The sequence below is a fragment of the Cellulomonas sp. IC4_254 genome, assembly GCF_011603975.1.
In the GTDB taxonomy this organism is placed as follows: Bacteria; Actinomycetota; Actinomycetes; order Actinomycetales; family Cellulomonadaceae; genus Cellulomonas.
The window spans coordinates 1-16,264 of record NZ_JAANNB010000026.1 but is presented as its reverse complement, the minus strand read 5'-3'; the positions used below and the strand labels follow the sequence as shown (position 1 = coordinate 16,264).

Genomic DNA, 16,264 nt, shown 5'->3' with positions numbered 1-16,264 from the left:
CGGCGCGAGGATCGGCGCGTGCCCACCCGTGACCGCCTCCTCGCCCTCACCGTCGCCGTGCTGTGGGGGCTGAACTTCCCGGCGATCCACCTCTCGCTCGAGCAGTTCCCGCCGTTCTTCCTGGTGGCGCTGCGGTTCGCCCTGCTCGCGGTGCCGACGCTGCTGCTCGTGCCGCGGCCGCGGGTCCCGGTGCGGTGGCTGCTCGGGTACGGCCTCGGGTTCGGGGTGCTGCAGTTCGCGTTCCTCTACCTCGCGATGGACACCGGCATGCCGACGGGGCTCGCCTCGCTCGTGCTCCAGGCGTCCGCGCCGTTCACCGTCCTGCTGGGCGCGGTGTGGCTGCGCGAGCGGATCACCGCGCGGCAGGCCGTCGGCGTGGCGGTCGCGATCTGCGGGCTGGGTGGGATCGCCGCGCTGCGCGCGGGCGCGGGCGCGTCCGCCGGGCTGCTGCCGGTGGTGCTCACGCTGTGCGGCGGCCTGGGCTGGGCGTTCGGCAACGTGTCCAGCCGGCAGGCGCACCCCGACAGGCCGCTGCGGTTCATGCTCTGGATGTCGGTCGTCCCCCCGCTGCCGATGCTGGCGCTGTCGCTGGTGGTCGACGGCCCCGCGGCGATCGGGCGGTCGCTGACCACGCTCGGGACCGCCACCGGGGCCTGGGCGCTGGCGGGGCTGGCGTTCACGGTGCTGATCGCGACCGTCGTCGGCTCGGGCATCTGGACGGCGCTGCTGGCGCGGCACCCGTCCGGGGTGGTGGCGCCGTTCTCGATGCTGGTCCCGGTCGTCGGCATCGGCGCGTCCTGGGCGTTCCTGCACGAGCGCCCGTCCGCGCCGGAGCTGGCCCTGGGCGCCCTCGCGGTCACGGGCGTCCTCATCGCCACCCGCCCCCCGCACCCGGCCCGGATCGCCGAGAGGGCAGCAGACGTCCCCTCCCGGGCCGTCGAGGGGACATCAACTGCCCGCTCGGCGGAGGTTCGCGCGGGAGGGTAGGCGCGCGCGGCGCGGGCTAGGGGCGGGGGGCGATGAGGGCCGTGGCGATGGCGGCGATGCCCTCGCCGCGGCCGGTGAGGCCGAGGCCGTCCGTCGTGGTCGCCGAGACGGACACCGGGGCGCCGGCCGCCGCCGAGAGGGCCGCCTCCGCCTCCGCGCGGCGGGGGGACAGGCGCGGGCGGTTGCCGATGACCTGGACCGCGACGTTGCCGACCTCGAACCCGGCCGCACGGACCAGCCGCGCCGCCTCGGCGAGCAGGGTCGTGCCCGCCGCGCCGGCCCACTCGGGGCGGGACGTGCCGAACACGGAGCCCAGGTCGCCGATCCCGGCGGCCGACAGCAGGGCGTCGGCCGCGGCGTGCGCGGCGACGTCGGCGTCCGAGTGGCCGGCCAGCGGCGCCTCCCCCGGCCACGCCAGGCCGGCCAGGTGCAGCACGGCACCGGGGGCGGGTTCGGGGTCGTTCGCGTGCACGTCGACGCCGACGCCGGTCCGCGGCAGCCCGGGCACGCCCGCCGCGCCCGCCGGCGCCGTCACGACCGCACCCCGGCGTCCCGGGCCAGCAGCTCCGCCACCGCCAGGTCCCGCGTCGTCGTGATCTTCATGGCCGACTCCTCCCCCGGCACGACCCATACCTGCTCCCCGAGCGCCTCCACCAGCGCCGCGTCGTCGGTCGCGGCGGTCGTCTCGGACGCGGCCCGGTGCGCCCCGTGGGCGTGCGCGGCGTCGAGCAGCGCCCGGTCGAACCCCTGCGGGGTCTGCACGGCCCGCATGGTGGCGCGCGGGACGGTGGCGACCACGGGCGCCGCGCCGTCGACGGGCTCGCCGACCTGCTTGATCGTGTCGGCGACGGGCAGCCCCGGCACGACGGCCCGGTGGCCGCTCCGGACGGCGGCCTCGACGGACCGGATGAGCGCGGGCGACGCGAGCGCGCGGGCGGCGTCGTGCACCAGGACGACGTCGACGTCGTCCCCCAGCGCGGCCAGCCCGGCGGCCACGGACGCCTGGCGCGACCCCGCGCCCTCGACGACGGTCACGGGCACGCCGACGCCCGGGCGCACGGGCCCGCCGAGCAGCGCCCGGAAGCCCCCGGCGCGGCCGGGCGGCACCGTGACGACCACGGACAGCACGACGCCCGACGCGGCGAGGCGTCGGGCGGCGTGCACGACCAGCGGGACCCCGGCGAGCTCGACGAGCGCCTTCGGCCCCGGGAGGCCGAGCCGCGTGCCGCTGCCGGCGGCGGTCAGGATCGCCGCGGTGGGCATGCGGGCGCGGTCGGCCGGTGTCGGGAGGGTCAGCGCGCCGTCAGGACGCGAGCACCTCGTCGAGGATGGCCTCGGCCTTCTCCTCCTCGGTGTGCTCGGCCAGCGCGAGCTCCGAGACCAGGATCTGCCGGGCCTTGGCGAGCATGCGCTTCTCCCCCGCGGACAGGCCGCGGTCGGCGTCCCGGCGCGAGAGGTCGCGCACGACCTCGGCGACCTTGATCACGTCGCCGGAGGCGAGCTTCTCGAGGTTGGCCTTGTAGCGGCGCGACCAGTTGGTCGGCTCCTCGGTGTAGGGGGCGCGCAGCACGTCGAACACGCGCTCCAGACCCTCCTGGCCCACGACGTCCCGGACGCCCACGAGGTCGACGTTCTCCGCCGGCACCTCGATGGTCAGGTCACCCTGGGCGACCTTCAGCTTGAGGTAGATCTTGTCCTCGCCGCGGATGGTCCTGGTCTTGATCTCCTCGATCAGCGCTGCACCGTGGTGCGGGTAGACAACCGTCTCCCCAACAGTGAAAGTCATCTGCAGGTGTCCCCTTTCGCGGAACCCCAGTCTACCACGCGGCAACGGGGGGATTTCGTGGAGATCAGCCGCGTTTGCGCAGGTCAGAGCGTTGTGGACCACGTCAGAGATTCGACACGCCGCGCGGGGGGATGCCTCGGGGCGCCCGGCTGGCTAGTCTCCGACGCGGGCCCCGTGGGACCCCGTCCCCCGTCGCGCACCTCGCTGACCTGCGACGACGCGGTCCGCGGGACCGAAGGCCCAGGCAGCGGCGCAGAGGTCGTGCACGGCACCCCCGCGCCCACGTAGGCTCGGCCTCGCACGCCCGCGCGCGTGCCGAAGCCCCCCGCGCACCGCAGCGCCCGCCCCACCGCACCGAGGAGTCACCGTGGCCCGCAGCCGCACGTCCGCCCGCCCCGTCGTCGTCGGGGCCGTCCTGGCCCTCGCGGCGGCCCTGTCCGGCTGCTCGGTCACGAACGAGATCACCACCGAGCGCCCGTACTCCGCGTCGGACGGCGTGCGCGCGACGCTCGGCGACCTCACGGCGGAGAACCTGCTGATCGTGGCCGAGGCCGCCGACGCCCCCGGGGCGCTGCAGGGTGCGCTGACCAACCGCGGCGACGACACCCTGACCGTCGAGCTGTCCCTGGAGGGCTCGACCGAGCGGGTGCGCGTGGAGTCCGGCGCGACCGTGCTGCTGGGCGGCGGCGCCGGCGAGGGCGGCGCGGACGGCGACCAGCGCGAGGAGGTCGTGTTCGACACCGCGGGCGCCCCGGGGTCGACCGTCGAGCTCACGCTGAGCACCGACGCGGCCGGCGAGCAGACCGTGCCGGTCCCCGTGCTGGACGGCACGCTGCCGGAGTACGCGGACCTGGTCCCCGAGATCGTCGTCGAGAGCCCGGAGCCCACCGCCACGGAGACGGCGTCCGCCGAGGACACCACCGAGCCCGGCACCGAGCAGACCGCCGAGCCGGGCGCCGAGGCGACCACCGGCACCGAGGGCTGACGCCACGCGGGCCCGCCCCGCACCCCGCACGCACGCCACAGGCCCCGTCCGGAGTCCCGGACGGGGCCTGCGTCGTACGGCCCGGGCGTCGGCGCGCGGCTCCCCTCCCGATCCGCGCGCCGGCCGCCGTGCCCCCCGCGGCTCAGCCGAAGCGGCCGGAGATGTAGTCCTCGGTCGCCTGCTCCTTGGGCGACGAGAACATCGTGGCGGTGTCGTCGATCTCGATGAGCTTGCCGGGCTGGCCGGTGCCGGCGATGTTGAAGAACGCCGTCCGCTCCGAGACGCGCGCCGCCTGCTGCATGTTGTGCGTGACGATCACGATCGTGTACTCGCTCTTGAGCTCGGCGATCAGGTCCTCGATGGCGAGGGTCGAGATCGGGTCGAGCGCGGAGCACGGCTCGTCCATGAGCAGCACCTGCGGCTTCACCGCGATGGCGCGGGCGATGCACAGGCGCTGCTGCTGGCCGCCGGACAGGCCGGAGCCCGGGCGGTCGAGGCGGTCCTTGACCTCGTTCCAGAGGTTGGCGCCGCGCAGCGAGGCCTCGACCAGGTCGTTGGCGTCGCCCTTCGAGATCCGGCGGTTGTTCAGCCGGACGCCGGCGAGCACGTTCTCGGCGATCGACATCGTCGGGAACGGGTTCGGGCGCTGGAACACCATGCCGACCTGGCGGCGCACGGCGACCGGGTCGATCTCCGCGCCGTAGAGGTCCACGCCCTCGACCGCGACGGTGCCCTCGACGCGCGCGCCGGGGATGACCTCGTGCATGCGGTTGAGCGTGCGGAGGAACGTCGACTTCCCGCAGCCGGACGGGCCGATGAACGCGGTCACCGAGCGGGGCTCGATGGTCATGTTCACGTCCTCGACGGCCTTGAAGGCGCCGTAGTAGATGTTCAGGTCCTTGACGTCGATGCGCTGAGCCATCTCGGTCGTCTCCTTGGGCTTGTGAAGGGGAGGTGGGTGCGGGCGGTCAGCGGATCTTCGGGGCGAAGAGCCGCGTCACCAGGCGCCCGATCAGGTTCAGCACCATGACGATGAGGAAGAGCGTGAGGGCGGCGGCCCAGGCGCGCTGCAGGTTGATGTCCGGGATGCAGCTCGCGTCGCCGTCCGTGCACGGGACCAGGCCCTGAGCGTACTGCCGGTACACGTAGACGGGCAGGGTCATCATGCGGCCCTCGAACAGGTTGAAGTTGATCGAGTCGACCACGCCGACGGTGAGCAGCAGGGGCGCCGTCTCGCCGATGACGCGGGCGATCGCCAGCATCACGCCGGTGGTCAGGCCGGCGACCGAGGTGCGCAGGACGACCTTGATGATGGTCAGCCAGCGCGGCACGCCGAGCGCCAGGGACGCCTCGCGCAGCTCGTTCGGGACGAGCCGCAGCATCTCCTCGCTGGACCGGATGACGACCGGGATCATCAGCACCGACAGCGCGACCGAGCCGATGGCGCCGAACTTCGCGCCCGGGCCGAGGATCAGCGCGAACAGCGCGTAGGCGAACAGGCCGGCGACGATCGACGGGATGCCGGTCATCACGTCGACCAGGAAGGTGACCAGCCGGGCGAGCGCCTTGCCGTTGCCGTACTCGACCAGGTAGATCGCGGCGAGCAGGCCGATCGGAACCGAGATCAGCGCGGCGAACAGCGTGATCTCCAGCGTGCCGATGATCGCGTGGTAGATGCCGCCCGCGTCCATGCCGCCGAACACGCCGCGCATGGAGTGCAGCAGGAAGTACGAGTCGAGCCGGCCGATGCCCTTCGACACGACGGTCCAGGTCAGCGACAGCAGCGGGATCATCGCGAGCACGAACGCCGCGATGATCAGCACCCGCATCGTGAGGTCGGTGCGGCGCCGGCGGCGGTCCGTGGCCTGCAGCGCCTCGCGCAGCGAGGTGCCCGCCGCGGTCGGCGTGGTGGAGGTCGGGGTGGTCGTCATGTCAGTTCGCCCCCGAGAAGTCCTTGCGCCGCGCGACGATCGCGCGGGCGGCCATGTTCACGGCCAGGGTGATGATGAACAGGGCGAGACCGGTCGCGATCAGCGTCGCGACGCCGGTCTGGTTGGCCTCGGGGAACTGCGCGGCGATGTTCGCGGCGATCGTTTGCTGCTGGCCCGCGGCGAGCAGCTGGAACGAGTAGAGGAACCCGGGCGACAGGATCATCAGGACGGCCATCGTCTCGCCGAGCGCACGGCCCAGGCCGAGCATGGCGGCCGACACGATGCCGGACCGGGCGAACGGCAGCACGGCCATCCGCACGACCTCCCACTGCGTCGCGCCGAGGGCCAGGGCGGCCTCCTCGTGCAGGCGCGGGGTCTGCAGGAACACCTCGCGGCAGATGGCGGTGATGATCGGCAGGATCATCACCGCGAGCACCACGGCCACGGTCATCATCACGCGGCCGGTGGGCGACACCACGCCGCCGAAGAACGGGATCCAGCCCAGGTACGTCCCGAGGAACTCCCACACCGGCTGCACGATCGGGCTGAGCACCAGGCCGCCCCACAGGCCGTAGACGACCGACGGGATGGCGGCGAGCAGGTCGACCACGTAGCCGAGCGCGCTGGCGAGCCGCCGCGGCGCGTAGTGCGAGGTGAACAGCGCGATGCCGATGGCGATCGGCGTCGCCAGCAGCAGCGAGACCGCCGCCGCGAGCAGCGTGCCGAAGATCAGCGGGCCGACGAAGCCGAGCAGGCTGGTGTCCTCGGGGAACCAGCTGATCGCGTCCGACAGCTCGGACGGGTCCGCGGTGAGGGCGGGCCACGCGCGCTGGACCAGGAACACGGCCACGGCGGCGAGGATCAGCAGGATCAGGATGCCGGCCCCGGTGGCGAGCCAGCGGAAGGCCAGGCTGCCGCCGCGGTCGCCGTGGCCCGAGCGCAGCCTGCGGGCCGTCGTGCCGGGCTTCACCGGCTCGGTGGGCCCCGCGGTGCGGGGCTGGGTGCTGGTCACACGGTCTCCAGGGGGAGGGGGAGGAGAGAGGTCGTGTCTCGCGCCGACGGCCGGCCCACCGCGAGGTGGACCGGCCGGGGTCCGGACGGGAGGGGCGGCCGACGGGTCACGACGACCGTCCCTCCCCCGGTGGTCAGGACGCCAGGGTGATCGCGTCGATCGAGGCCTGGACGTCGGTGCGCAGCGTGTCCGAGATCGGCGCGGAGCCCGCGGCCGACTCCGAGGCGGCCTGGCCCTCGGCGGAGGCGACGTAGGTCGCGAACGCCTTGACCAGGTCGACGTCGTCCTGCGAGTCGTAGGACTGGCAGACGACCAGGTACGAGGCGAGGATCAGCGGGTAGGCGCCGGCCTCGGTCGTGGTGCGGTCGATGTCGATGACGATGTCACCCTCCTCGCGCGAGTCGTCGCGCGGGGAGACGTCGAGCGCGGCGGCGGCGCCCTCCTCCGAGGGGGCGACGAACTCGTCGCCGACCTGGATGGAGACCTTGCCGAGCGAGCCGGCCTTCGAGGCGTCGGCGTAGCCGATGGTGCCCTGGCCGCCCTGGACGGTCTGGATCAGGCCGGAGGTGCCCTGGCCGGACTCGCCGCCCGGGAGCGACCAGTCGCCGGAGGCCTCGGCCGTCCAGGCGCCGTTGCCGGCCTTCGCCAGGTAGTCGGTGAAGTTCTTGGTGGTGCCCGACTCGTCGGAGCGGTGCACGGTGGTGATCGCCAGGTCCGGCAGGGTCGCGTCCGGGTTCGCCTCGGCGATGGCCGGGTCGTTCCAGTTCGTGATGGTGCCGTTGAAGATGTTGGCGATCGTCTCGGCCGAGAGGTTCAGCTCGGTGACGCCCTCGAGGTTGAACACCACCGCGATCGGGGAGATGTAGACCGGCAGGTCCACGGCGCTGGAGCCGAAGCAGCGGTCCTGCGCCTGCGCCAGCTCCTCCTCGGTGAGGGCGGAGTCGGTGCCGGCGAAGGTCACGGAGGCGTCGAGGAAGGCGGTGCGGCCGCCGCCGGAGCCGACCGGGTCGTACGAGACGGTGACGTCGGGGTTCGCGTTCTGGAACCCGGCGCGCCAGGCCTCCATCGCGGACTCCTGCGACGAGGCGCCCGAGCCGGCGAGCTCGCCCGACAGGGAGCTGGCCGAGCCGGCGTCGGAGCCGCCCGAGGTCTCGGTGCTGCCGGTCGGGTTGTCCGAACCACATGCCGTGAGGGAGAGGGCGACGACGCCGGCGAGGGCGAGGGCACCCGTACGACCGCGGTTGAGCTTCACAGTGTTGTCCGTCCTGTCGTGACGCGGCGCGCACCCGTCTGTGCGCGACCTGGCGCCGACGCTAAGGAGCGCAGGTGACCAGGCTCCCGTAGCCGGGTGAACGGACGGTGAACGAGCGGACAATCCTCGCCGGGACCCGCGTGGCGCGCGTCACGACCGGCCGGTCAGGCCGGCGCGTCGTCCAGGAGCTTGTAGCCGAGGCCGCGCACGGTCACCAGGAGCGTGGGGTTCCCCGGGTCCGGCTCGATCTTGGCGCGCACCCGCTTCACGTGCACGTCCAGGGTCTTGGTGTCGCCGACGTAGTCGGTCCCCCACACGCGGTCGATCAGCTGGCCGCGGGTGAGCACGCGCCCGGCGTTGCGCAGCAGCAGCTCGAGCAGCTCGAACTCCTTGAGCGGGAACGCCACCGGCTGGTCGTCGACCGTCACGGTGTGCCGCTCGACGTCCATCCGGACCCGGCCCGCGGCGAGCACGCCGTCGTCCTCGGGCTCGTCCTCGGTGCCGGCCCCGGTCGCCGGCGCCTGGCGGCGGCGGAGCACCGCGCGCACCCGGGCCAGCAGCTCGCGGGAGGAGTACGGCTTGGTGACGTAGTCGTCGGCGCCGAGCTCCAGGCCGACGACCTTGTCGATCTCGCCGTCCTTCGCGGTCAGCATGATGACGGGCACGTCGCTGCGCTGCCGGATCCGGCGGCACACCTCGGTGCCGGACAGGCCGGGCAGCATCAGGTCGAGCAGCACGAGGTCGGCGCCCTCGGACTCGAAGGCCTCGACGGCCTCGGTCCCGGTGGCGGCGGTCGTGACCTGGAACCCCTCGCGGCCGAGCAGGTACGCCAGCGGGTCGCGGTAGGACTCCTCGTCCTCGACGAGCAGGATGCGGGTCACGGGGTCAGGCCTCCGGTGCGGTGTCGGGGTGGGCGCCGGCGCTCGGGGCGGCCGGGCCGGTCAGGTCGGGGACGACGAGCGGCTGCGGGCGGTCCTCGGGCGTGCTCGCGGGCGGCTGGCCCACGGCGACCGGGAGCCGCAGCGTGAAGGTGGAGCCGCGGCCGGGCTGCGACCACACCTGCACGTCGCCGCCGTGGTCGGCCGCGACGTGCTTGACGATCGACAGGCCCAGGCCGGTGCCGCCGGTCTCGCGGCTGCGGGCCGGGTCGACCCGGTAGAACCGCTCGAACACCCGGTCCTGCTCCTCGGGCGAGATGCCGACGCCCTGGTCGACGACGGCGATCTCCACCAGGCCGTCGCGGGTGCGGACCCCGACGCCGACGGTGGTGCCGGCCGGCGAGTAGCGCACCGCGTTGTCCAGCAGGTTGCGCACGGCCTGGACCAGCATCGTGGGGTCGCCGAACACCCGGGTGCCGGTCTCGCCGCCGACCTGGAAGCCCATGTCCTTCGACGCGGCGCCGGTGCGGGCGCGGTCGACGGACTCGGCGACGACCGCGTCGACGTCCACCACCGCGATGTCCTTGAGCGCGCCCGCGACCTGCAGCCGGGACAGCTCGAGGATCTCGTGCACCAGCTCGGACAGCCGCTGGGACTCGCTGATCATCCGGCCCGCGAACCGGCGCACCGTCTCGGGGTCGTCGGCGGCGTCCTGGACGGTCTCCGCCAGCAGGGACAGGGCCCCCACGGGGGTCTTGAGCTCGTGGGACACGTTGACGACGAAGTCGCGGCGGATGGCCTCCAGACGGCGCGCCTGCGTCCGGTCCTCCGCGAGCACGAGCAGCAGCCCGGGGCCGACCTGGGCGACGCGGACCTGGAGCATCACGGTGCCGGGGCCGACGGGCCCGCGCGGCAGCTCGAGCTCCTCGTCCCGGATCAGCCCGGTGCGGCGCACGTCGGCGATGAGCTCGCGCACGGCGGCGTGCACGACCATGCCGTCCCGGACGACGCCGAGCGCGAAGGCCGGCGGGCTCGCGCGCACCACCCGGTCGTCGTCGTCCAGCACGACCGCCGCGGAGCGCAGCACCGCGAGCGTCCGGACCACGCCGTCGTCCACCGCCGGCTCCGGGCGCGGCGGGGCGCTGCGCTGGGCGCGCTCGCTGAACCGGAACGCCAGCGTCGCCCCGATGCCGGTGAGCAGACCCAGCACGCCGACCAGCAGCGCGCCGAGACCGTTGAGACCCTCCACGGCGCCAGCGTACGGTCGCCCCGGGCGTGCCAGGGACCGGCACGGCCGCGCCCCGGGACGGACGGGCGCAGTGTTCATCTCCGTTCACCCCGCGGCGACCTGCCGTTCACCAGCCCGTTCACCCGGGCGTGCGACCGTGGGTGGCCGGGACGAGACTGGTGCACCCACGCACGCCCGCGCGCGGACGGCGCGCGAACGAGAGGAAGCCATGCGGGAGATCTTCGACGCCGAGCTCAAGCAGCTCGGGGACGACCTGGTGGCGATGAGCCGCCGGGTCGAGCACGCGATCGGGGCCGCCGGCGAGGCGCTGCTCCGCCAGGACCTGGCCCTGGCCGAGTCGGTGATCGCGGACGACCTGGCCATCGACGCGCTGGAGCGCGACCTCGACGAGCGCTGCGTGCTGCTGCTCGCGCAGCAGCAGCCGGTCGCCACCGACCTGCGCGTCGTCGTGTCCGCGCTGCGGATGAGCGCCACCCTCGAGCGCATGGGCGACCTGGCCCGGCACGTGGCCCAGGTGGCCCGCGGCCGGTACCCGCACGCCGCGATCGACCCGGCGCTGACCGGCGTGTTCACCGAGATGAACGAGGCCGCGCGCCGCGTCGCCCAGCGGACCACGCAGGTGCTGAGCTCGCACGACCTCACCGAGGCCGAGGGCATCGAGCGGGACGACGACCTGCTCGACTCGCTGCACGAGGAGACGTTCCGCGTGCTGCTGAGCCCGAGCTGGGCCGGCACCGCGCAGCAGACGGTCGACGTCACGCTGCTGGGCCGGTACTACGAGCGGTTCGGCGACCACGCCGTGTCGGTCGCGCGCCGCATCGTCTACCTGGTCACCGGCGAGTTCGCGAACGACGGCAGCGGCACCCGCTGACCCACCGACGACGCGAGAGGGGCCCGGTCCACCTGGACCGGGCCCCTCTCGCGTCGGTGCGGCGTCAGCGCGCCGCGCGGCTCACCGGCCCTGGTTCGCGACCGCGGCGATCGCCTCGGCGGCGGCGTCGGGGTCGAGGTAGGTGCCGCCCGGGTTGGTCGGCTTCAGGGTCTCCTCGTCCAGGTGGTAGACGAGCGGGATGCCGGTCGGGATGTTGATCCCGGCGATCGTCGCGTCGTCCACGTCGTCGAGGTACTTGACGATCGCGCGGATCGAGTTGCCGTGCGCGGCCACCAGGGTGGTCTTGCCGGCCTTCAGGTCGGGCACGATCTCGGCGTCCCAGTACGGCAGGGCGCGGTCGAGCACCTGCTTGAGCGCCTCGGCGCGCGGGATCGGCTCGCCGGCGTAGCGCGGGTCCGAGTCCTGCGAGAACTCCGAGCCGAGCTCGATGTCCGGCGGCGGCACGTCGTAGGACCGGCGCCAGAGCATGAACTGCTCCTCGCCGTACTCCTGCAGGGTCTGCTTCTTGTCCTTGCCCTGCAGCGCGCCGTAGTGGCGCTCGTTCAGGCGCCACGAGCGCTTGACCGGGATCCACAGGCGGTCGGCGGCGTCGAGCGCGTAGTTCGCGGTCGTGATGGCGCGGCGCAGCAGCGACGTGTGCACGACGTCCGGCAGCACGCCGGCGTCCGTGAGCAGCGTCCCGCCGCGCTTGGCCTCCGCGACGCCCTTCTCGGACAGCGCGACGTCGACCCAGCCGGTGAACAGGTTCTTCGCGTTCCATTCGCTCTCGCCGTGGCGGAGCAGAACGAGGGTGTAGGTCATGGCTCCCATCCTGCCGCACGCGGCGCCCGCGCGTCGGGGGACGTTCGGCCTGCGGAACACCGCGCCCCGCTCCCGGCGTTGCAGCGGGCATGCCGATCACCGGGGAGTACCAGCCCAGCACCGACCAGCGCTCGCGGGACCAGGTGGAGCTCATCGAGAGCTCCGGCGGGACGCGCGGCACCACCATGCGCGGGATGCCCGTCGTCGTCGTGACGATGCTGGGCGCGAAGTCGGGCAAGGTCCGCAAGATCCCCGTCATGCGGGTGGAGCACGACGGCACGTACGCCGTGGTCGCGTCCCTCGGCGGCGCGCCGACGCACCCGGTCTGGTACCACAACCTGCTGGCGCACCCGCTGGTCGAGCTGCAGGACGGCCCGGCGAAGGGCGACTACGCGGTGCGCGAGGTCTCCGGCGCCGAGCGCGACCTGTGGTGGGCGCGGGCCGTCGAGGCGTATCCGGACTACGCCGACTACCAGACCCGCACGTCGCGGGTGATCCCGGTGCTGGTGCTGGAGCCGGTCGCGGTCTGACCGAGCCGGTCGCGGTCCGACCCGGCCGGTCGCGCTCTGGCCCGGCCGGTCGCGGTCGGACTCAGACCGCGAGCCGGGCGCGGCGCTCGGCGGCCAGCGCGTAGACCTTGAGCACCTGCTCGGCGGTCGCGTCCCAGCCGTACTGCTCGGCCACCCGCCGGGCGCCGGCCCGCCAGGTCGTGCGGGACGCCGGGTCCGCGAACGCCGTCGCCAGCGCGTCCGCCCAGACCGCGGGGTCGTGCCCGCGGACCTGCCGCCCCGAGACGCCGTCCTGCACGACGGACCGCAGCCCGCCGACCGCCGACGCCACCACCGGGGTGCCCGCCGCTTGCGCCTCGACGGCCACCAGGCCGAACGACTCGCTGCGGGACGGCACCGCGACCAGGTCGGCCGCCGCGAACCACCGGGCGAGCTCCGCGCGCGCGACCGGCGGGTGGAACCGCACGTCGTCCGCCACGCCCGACGTCTCCGCGAGCGCCTGCAGCTCGGTCAGCGCGGTCGCCCGGCCGCTGGGACCGCCGAGCACGACCAGCAGCGGCACCGGCCGGCCGGTCGCCCGCAGCACGCCCAGCGCCCGGACCAGCACGTCGGGGGCCTTGAGCGGCTGCACCCGGCCGGCGAACAGCACGACGTCCCGGTCCACGGGCAGCCCGAGGTCCCGGCGCAGCCCGGCGCGGTCCGCGCGCGGCCGGAACGTGCTGAGGTCGACGCCGGGCGCGACGACGTGCACCCGCTCGGGGTCGGCGTCGTACATGCCGACGAGGTCCTGACCCTCCTCGGCGGTGCTGGCGACCAGCGCGTCGGCGGCGGCCACGACCTGCTCCTCGCCGATGACGCGGGTCGCCGGCTCGGGGCTGTCACCCGGCGCGAGCGCGGCGTTCTTCACCCGGGCCATCGTGTGCATGGTGTGCACCAGCGGCACGTCCCAGCGCTCCGCCGCGAGCCAGCCGACCTGGCCGGACAGCCAGTAGTGGCTGTGCAGCACGTCGAACCAGCCCGCGGGCCGCGCGGCGCCCACCCGCAGCACCCCGGCGGTCACCGCGCACAGCTGGCCGGGCAGGTCGTTCTTGTCCAGGCCCTCGTACGGCCCGGCGGGCACGTGGTGCACGAGCACCCGGTCGTCGTCGGCGTCGAGGTGCACGGACTCCGGCAGCGCCGAGGAGGTCGCGCGCGTGAAGATCTCGACCGCGGCGCCGCGGCGGGCCAGCGCCCGCGCCAGCTCCGCGATGTAGACGTTCATCCCGCCCGCGTCGCCGGTGCCCGGCTGGTCCCGGGGCGAGGTGTGCACGGACAGCATGGCGATGCGCTGCGGCTCGTGCGGCACGGCGGGGCTCCGGGGGACGGGGGGACGGACGGGACTCCCCCCATTGTCGGGCATCCGCGGGGTCCCGCACCGCGTGACGCCGACCACGTGGGCGGGATCCGGCCGCGCGTCGCGGCGCGCCTCAGGGGCGTGCGGCCCGGAAGTCCTCCTCGAGCTGCTCGAGCGACCGGTCGCGGGTCTCGGGCAGCACGAACCGCACGAACAGCCAGGACAGCACGTTCAGCGCCGCGAACAGCAGGAACGTGCCGTTGACCCCGATCCCGGCGACCACCGAGGGGAAGAACCCGGAGATGACGGCGTTCGCCGTCCAGTTCCAGAACACGCACAGCCCGATCGCGAACCCGCGGACCCGCAGCGGGAACAGCTCGGCGAGGATCACCCAGCAGACCAGGCCGACGGAGGCCTGGTTGAACCCGACGAACGTCACCAGGAACACGGTCACGGCCACCGACCGGCCGGTGCCCTCGGGGATAGCCGCGGAGCACAGGGCGATGAGCAGGTGCGACGCGATGATGCCGGTGAGGCCGACCAGCAGCAGCCCGCGCCGGGTGACCCGGTTGATGACCCGCAGGCCGATCAGCATGCCGAGCACCGAGAACACGCCGTTGAGCACGTTGGCGACCAGGGCGACGTCGCCGCTGAACCCGGACTGCCGGAGCAGCTGGGTGCCGTAGTACATCACCGCGTTGATGCCGCCGAGCTGGTTCACCACGGCGACGCCGACGCCGATCAGCACGAGCCGGCGCACCCAGGCGAGCCGCAGCTCGGCCCAGCCGCCCTGCCCGCGCGCGGCGTCCGCGCGCTCGTGCGCCACCAGGTCCCGGACCTCGCGCAGCTCCGCCGCGGCCCGCCCGGGGTCCCGCACCTGGCGCAGCACGGCGAGGGCGTCGTCCTCCCGGCCGCGGGACAGCAGCCAGCGCGGTGACTCGGGCATCCGCAGCATCCCGACGAACAGCGCGACGGCCGGGACGGCCTGGACCGCGAGCATGTACCGCCAGACGCCCGGGTGGTCGGACCACACGGTGCCGATGACGGCGTTGATGACGAACGCGGCGAGCTGCCCGACGACGATGGCGATCTCGTTGCGCCCGGTGATCGCCCCGCGGCGCTCCGTCGGGGCGAGCTCGGCCAGGTAGACCGGCACCGTGACGGACGCGCCGCCGACCGCGAGGCCGAGCACGAACCGGGTCGCGGCCATGACCTCGAACGACGGCGCGACGACGCTGCCGAGCGCGCCGACGAAGAACACCACCGCGAGCAGGACCAGCGTGCGGCGCCGGCCCACCCGGTCCGCGAGCCGTCCGCAGAGCAGCGCGCCGAGCGCGGCGCCGACCAGCAGGCTGCTGGTGACCAGCCCCTCGGTCGCGGGGGTGAGCCCGAGGTCGGCGACCATCGGGTCCAGGGCGCCGTTGATGACGCCGGTGTCGTAGCCGAACAGCAGGCCGCCGAACGTCGCGACGACCGTGATGACGTCGAGCCGGCGCAGGTGCGGGCCGGGCCGCAGCGGGGGCAGCGGCTGCCGGGCGTGCGCTCCGGCGGGGCCGGCCGGTGCGGCGGTCACGCCGCCACGACGCACGCCGGGGCCGGCAGCGCCACGGTCGACACGACGGCCCCGTCCCGGAGCACGGTCAGCGAGTCGCTGCGCTGGTCCGCCACGACGGTCCAGCCCTCGACGACCGCGAAGTGCCGCGGCCACGCCCCGGGCAGCGCCGTCTGGCCCGCGGGCGCCAGGGTGCCGTCCGGCCCGGGCGCGAACGTCGCGAGCACGTCGGTGCCGCGGGTCGCCACGAGGACGCGGTCGCCGGCCCGGTCGATGTGCGAGGGCAGCGGCCGCCCGCCCGACCCGGTCGCCGCCCCGTCCTCGGCCGCGGGCACGTGCTGCACCACCCGGCCGGAGGCGGTCGTGGCGTCCCAGGCCAGGACGGCCACGGTCACGTCGAGCTCGCAGGCGACGTAGGCGATCTGGCCGTCCGCGGAGAACACCAGGTGGCGCGGGCCGGACCCGGGGCGCAGGGTCGCGGCGATCCCGTCCTCGGTGAGCAGGCCGGTCCCCGGGTCGCGGCGGTACCGATGGACCTCGTCGGTGCCGAGGTCGCAGACCAGCAGGTGCGCGCCGTCCGGGGTCAGGGCGGCGAAGTGCGCGTGCGACGCCTCCTGGCGCTCCGCGTCGGGGCCCGAGCCGCTGTGGGTCAGGACCTGGGCGGGGGCGTCGGCGGCGAGGCCGTCCGGGCCGAGCTCCAGCACGGCGAGCGAGCCGGACGAGTAGTTCGCGACGTACGCGACCCGCCCCTCGGGGTCGAGGAGCAGGTGGCACGGGTCGTCGCCGCCGCTGCTGCTCGGCGCGCCGGCCGCGGCCAGGGTCGGCCGGCCGTCGAGGTCCGCGCCGACGCGGAACGCCGACACCGTCCCCCCGGCGTGCTCGCCGACCGCGAGCAGCAGGCCGGCCTGCCGGTCGACGGCGAGGAACGAGGGGGCGGGCGTCTCGGCCACGAGCACCGGGTCCACCAGCCGCCCGGTCCCGGCGTCGAGCCCGACCCGCCAGATGCCCTCCCCGAGCCCGGCGGGCGTCCCCGCGCCGGCCGAGGGGTAGGTGCCGATCCACAGGTCCCGCAGGTGCTCCGTCACGGCGAGGACTGT

General features: G+C 74.6%; 17 protein-coding genes. 4 read left to right on the top strand and 13 right to left on the bottom strand.

Annotation, left to right across the window (positions count from 1 at the left end):
- Positions 1–18 precede the first annotated feature (18 nt).
- Positions 19–987: an EamA family transporter gene (locus tag G6556_RS04675; protein WP_166939024.1), complete on the top strand. Its 969-nt coding sequence runs from the start codon at positions 19–21 to the stop codon at positions 985–987.
- A gap of 16 nt (positions 988–1,003) precedes the next feature.
- On the opposite strand, the gene ispF is transcribed toward G6556_RS04675, so the two are convergent.
- From ispF to G6556_RS04660, 3 genes are read right to left on the bottom strand one after another with little or no spacing between them, the layout of a single operon-like run.
- Entirely contained in the window at positions 1,004–1,495 is a 492-nt protein-coding gene (gene ispF, locus G6556_RS04670) for a 2-C-methyl-D-erythritol 2,4-cyclodiphosphate synthase (RefSeq protein WP_346774724.1), read from the bottom strand.
- Positions 1,496–1,518: 23 nt separating this feature from the next.
- On the bottom strand, positions 1,519–2,250 hold the full coding sequence (ispD, locus tag G6556_RS04665; RefSeq protein ID WP_166939020.1) for a 2-C-methyl-D-erythritol 4-phosphate cytidylyltransferase: 732 nt from the start codon (positions 2,248–2,250) through the stop codon (positions 1,519–1,521).
- A 40-nt stretch (positions 2,251–2,290) separates the two neighbouring features.
- Positions 2,291–2,773, bottom strand: coding sequence for a CarD family transcriptional regulator (locus G6556_RS04660; protein ID WP_122148867.1), 483 nt, complete (start codon positions 2,771–2,773; stop codon positions 2,291–2,293).
- Between the two features lie 367 nt (positions 2,774–3,140).
- On the opposite strand from G6556_RS04660, the gene G6556_RS04655 reads away from it, so the two are divergent.
- Positions 3,141–3,758 carry a hypothetical protein gene (locus G6556_RS04655; protein ID WP_205693034.1) on the top strand — a complete coding sequence of 206 codons (618 nt, stop codon included), beginning with the start codon at positions 3,141–3,143 and terminating at the stop codon, positions 3,756–3,758.
- Between the two features lie 142 nt (positions 3,759–3,900).
- Here the strand turns inward: G6556_RS04655 and pstB are convergent, their stop codons facing one another.
- From pstB to G6556_RS04625, 6 genes are all read right to left on the bottom strand, one after another.
- Entirely contained in the window at positions 3,901–4,680 is a 780-nt protein-coding gene (pstB, locus tag G6556_RS04650; RefSeq protein ID WP_158375122.1) for a phosphate ABC transporter ATP-binding protein PstB, read from the bottom strand.
- Between the two features lie 46 nt (positions 4,681–4,726).
- Positions 4,727–5,689, bottom strand: coding sequence for a phosphate ABC transporter permease PstA (gene pstA / locus G6556_RS04645; protein ID WP_166939018.1), 963 nt, complete (start codon positions 5,687–5,689; stop codon positions 4,727–4,729).
- A gap of 1 nt (position 5,690) precedes the next feature.
- Complete coding sequence (gene pstC / locus G6556_RS04640; protein ID WP_205693039.1) at positions 5,691–6,632, bottom strand: phosphate ABC transporter permease subunit PstC; 942 nt, start codon at positions 6,630–6,632, stop codon at positions 5,691–5,693.
- Between the two features lie 202 nt (positions 6,633–6,834).
- Positions 6,835–7,953: a phosphate ABC transporter substrate-binding protein PstS gene (gene pstS, locus G6556_RS04635; protein ID WP_166939014.1), complete on the bottom strand. Its 1,119-nt coding sequence runs from the start codon at positions 7,951–7,953 to the stop codon at positions 6,835–6,837.
- 164 nt (positions 7,954–8,117) lie between these two features.
- Positions 8,118–8,834, bottom strand: coding sequence for a response regulator transcription factor (locus G6556_RS04630; protein ID WP_166939012.1), 717 nt, complete (start codon positions 8,832–8,834; stop codon positions 8,118–8,120).
- A gap of 4 nt (positions 8,835–8,838) precedes the next feature.
- A complete protein-coding gene (locus G6556_RS04625; protein ID WP_166939011.1) occupies positions 8,839–10,080 on the bottom strand; it encodes an ATP-binding protein in 1,242 nt (413 codons plus the stop codon).
- A gap of 208 nt (positions 10,081–10,288) precedes the next feature.
- Between G6556_RS04625 and phoU the strand changes: the two genes are divergently transcribed.
- Positions 10,289–10,951, top strand: coding sequence for a phosphate signaling complex protein PhoU (gene phoU / locus G6556_RS04620; protein WP_166939009.1), 663 nt, complete (start codon positions 10,289–10,291; stop codon positions 10,949–10,951).
- An 81-nt stretch (positions 10,952–11,032) separates the two neighbouring features.
- Here the strand turns inward: phoU and G6556_RS04615 are convergent, their stop codons facing one another.
- Positions 11,033–11,773 (bottom strand): phosphoglyceromutase, encoded by a 741-nt coding sequence (locus tag G6556_RS04615; RefSeq protein ID WP_158375109.1) that lies wholly within the window; start codon positions 11,771–11,773, stop codon positions 11,033–11,035.
- Positions 11,774–11,862: 89 nt separating this feature from the next.
- On the opposite strand from G6556_RS04615, the gene G6556_RS04610 reads away from it, so the two are divergent.
- On the top strand, positions 11,863–12,303 hold the full coding sequence (locus G6556_RS04610; RefSeq protein ID WP_166939008.1) for a nitroreductase family deazaflavin-dependent oxidoreductase: 441 nt from the start codon (positions 11,863–11,865) through the stop codon (positions 12,301–12,303).
- Positions 12,304–12,364: 61 nt separating this feature from the next.
- Here G6556_RS04610 and mshA read toward each other — a convergent pair whose 3' ends face one another.
- The 3 genes from mshA to G6556_RS04595 all read right to left on the bottom strand — a co-directional run.
- A complete protein-coding gene (gene mshA / locus G6556_RS04605; RefSeq protein WP_240933647.1) occupies positions 12,365–13,600 on the bottom strand; it encodes a D-inositol-3-phosphate glycosyltransferase in 1,236 nt (411 codons plus the stop codon).
- A gap of 148 nt (positions 13,601–13,748) precedes the next feature.
- Positions 13,749–15,188, bottom strand: coding sequence for a sugar porter family MFS transporter (locus tag G6556_RS04600; protein ID WP_346774723.1), 1,440 nt, complete (start codon positions 15,186–15,188; stop codon positions 13,749–13,751).
- On the bottom strand, positions 15,185–16,264 hold a 1,080-nt coding region (locus G6556_RS04595), incomplete at its 5' end, for a lactonase family protein (protein WP_346774722.1). The genes G6556_RS04595 and G6556_RS04600, both read right to left, overlap by 4 nt.

Coding starts and splice junctions, on each gene's coding strand:
- G6556_RS04610 (WP_166939008.1), top strand. CDS start 11,863: ATGCCGATCACCGGGGAGTACCAGCCCAGCACCGACCAGCGCTCGCGG.
- ispD (WP_166939020.1), bottom strand. CDS start 2,250: ATGCCCACCGCGGCGATCCTGACCGCCGCCGGCAGCGGCACGCGGCTC.
- G6556_RS04660 (WP_122148867.1), bottom strand. CDS start 2,773: ATGACTTTCACTGTTGGGGAGACGGTTGTCTACCCGCACCACGGTGCA.
- pstA (WP_166939018.1), bottom strand. CDS start 5,689: ATGACGACCACCCCGACCTCCACCACGCCGACCGCGGCGGGCACCTCG.
- G6556_RS04615 (WP_158375109.1), bottom strand. CDS start 11,773: ATGACCTACACCCTCGTTCTGCTCCGCCACGGCGAGAGCGAATGGAAC.
- phoU (WP_166939009.1), top strand. CDS start 10,289: ATGCGGGAGATCTTCGACGCCGAGCTCAAGCAGCTCGGGGACGACCTG.
- pstB (WP_158375122.1), bottom strand. CDS start 4,680: ATGGCTCAGCGCATCGACGTCAAGGACCTGAACATCTACTACGGCGCC.
- mshA (WP_240933647.1), bottom strand. CDS start 13,600: ATGCTGTCCGTGCACACCTCGCCCCGGGACCAGCCGGGCACCGGCGAC.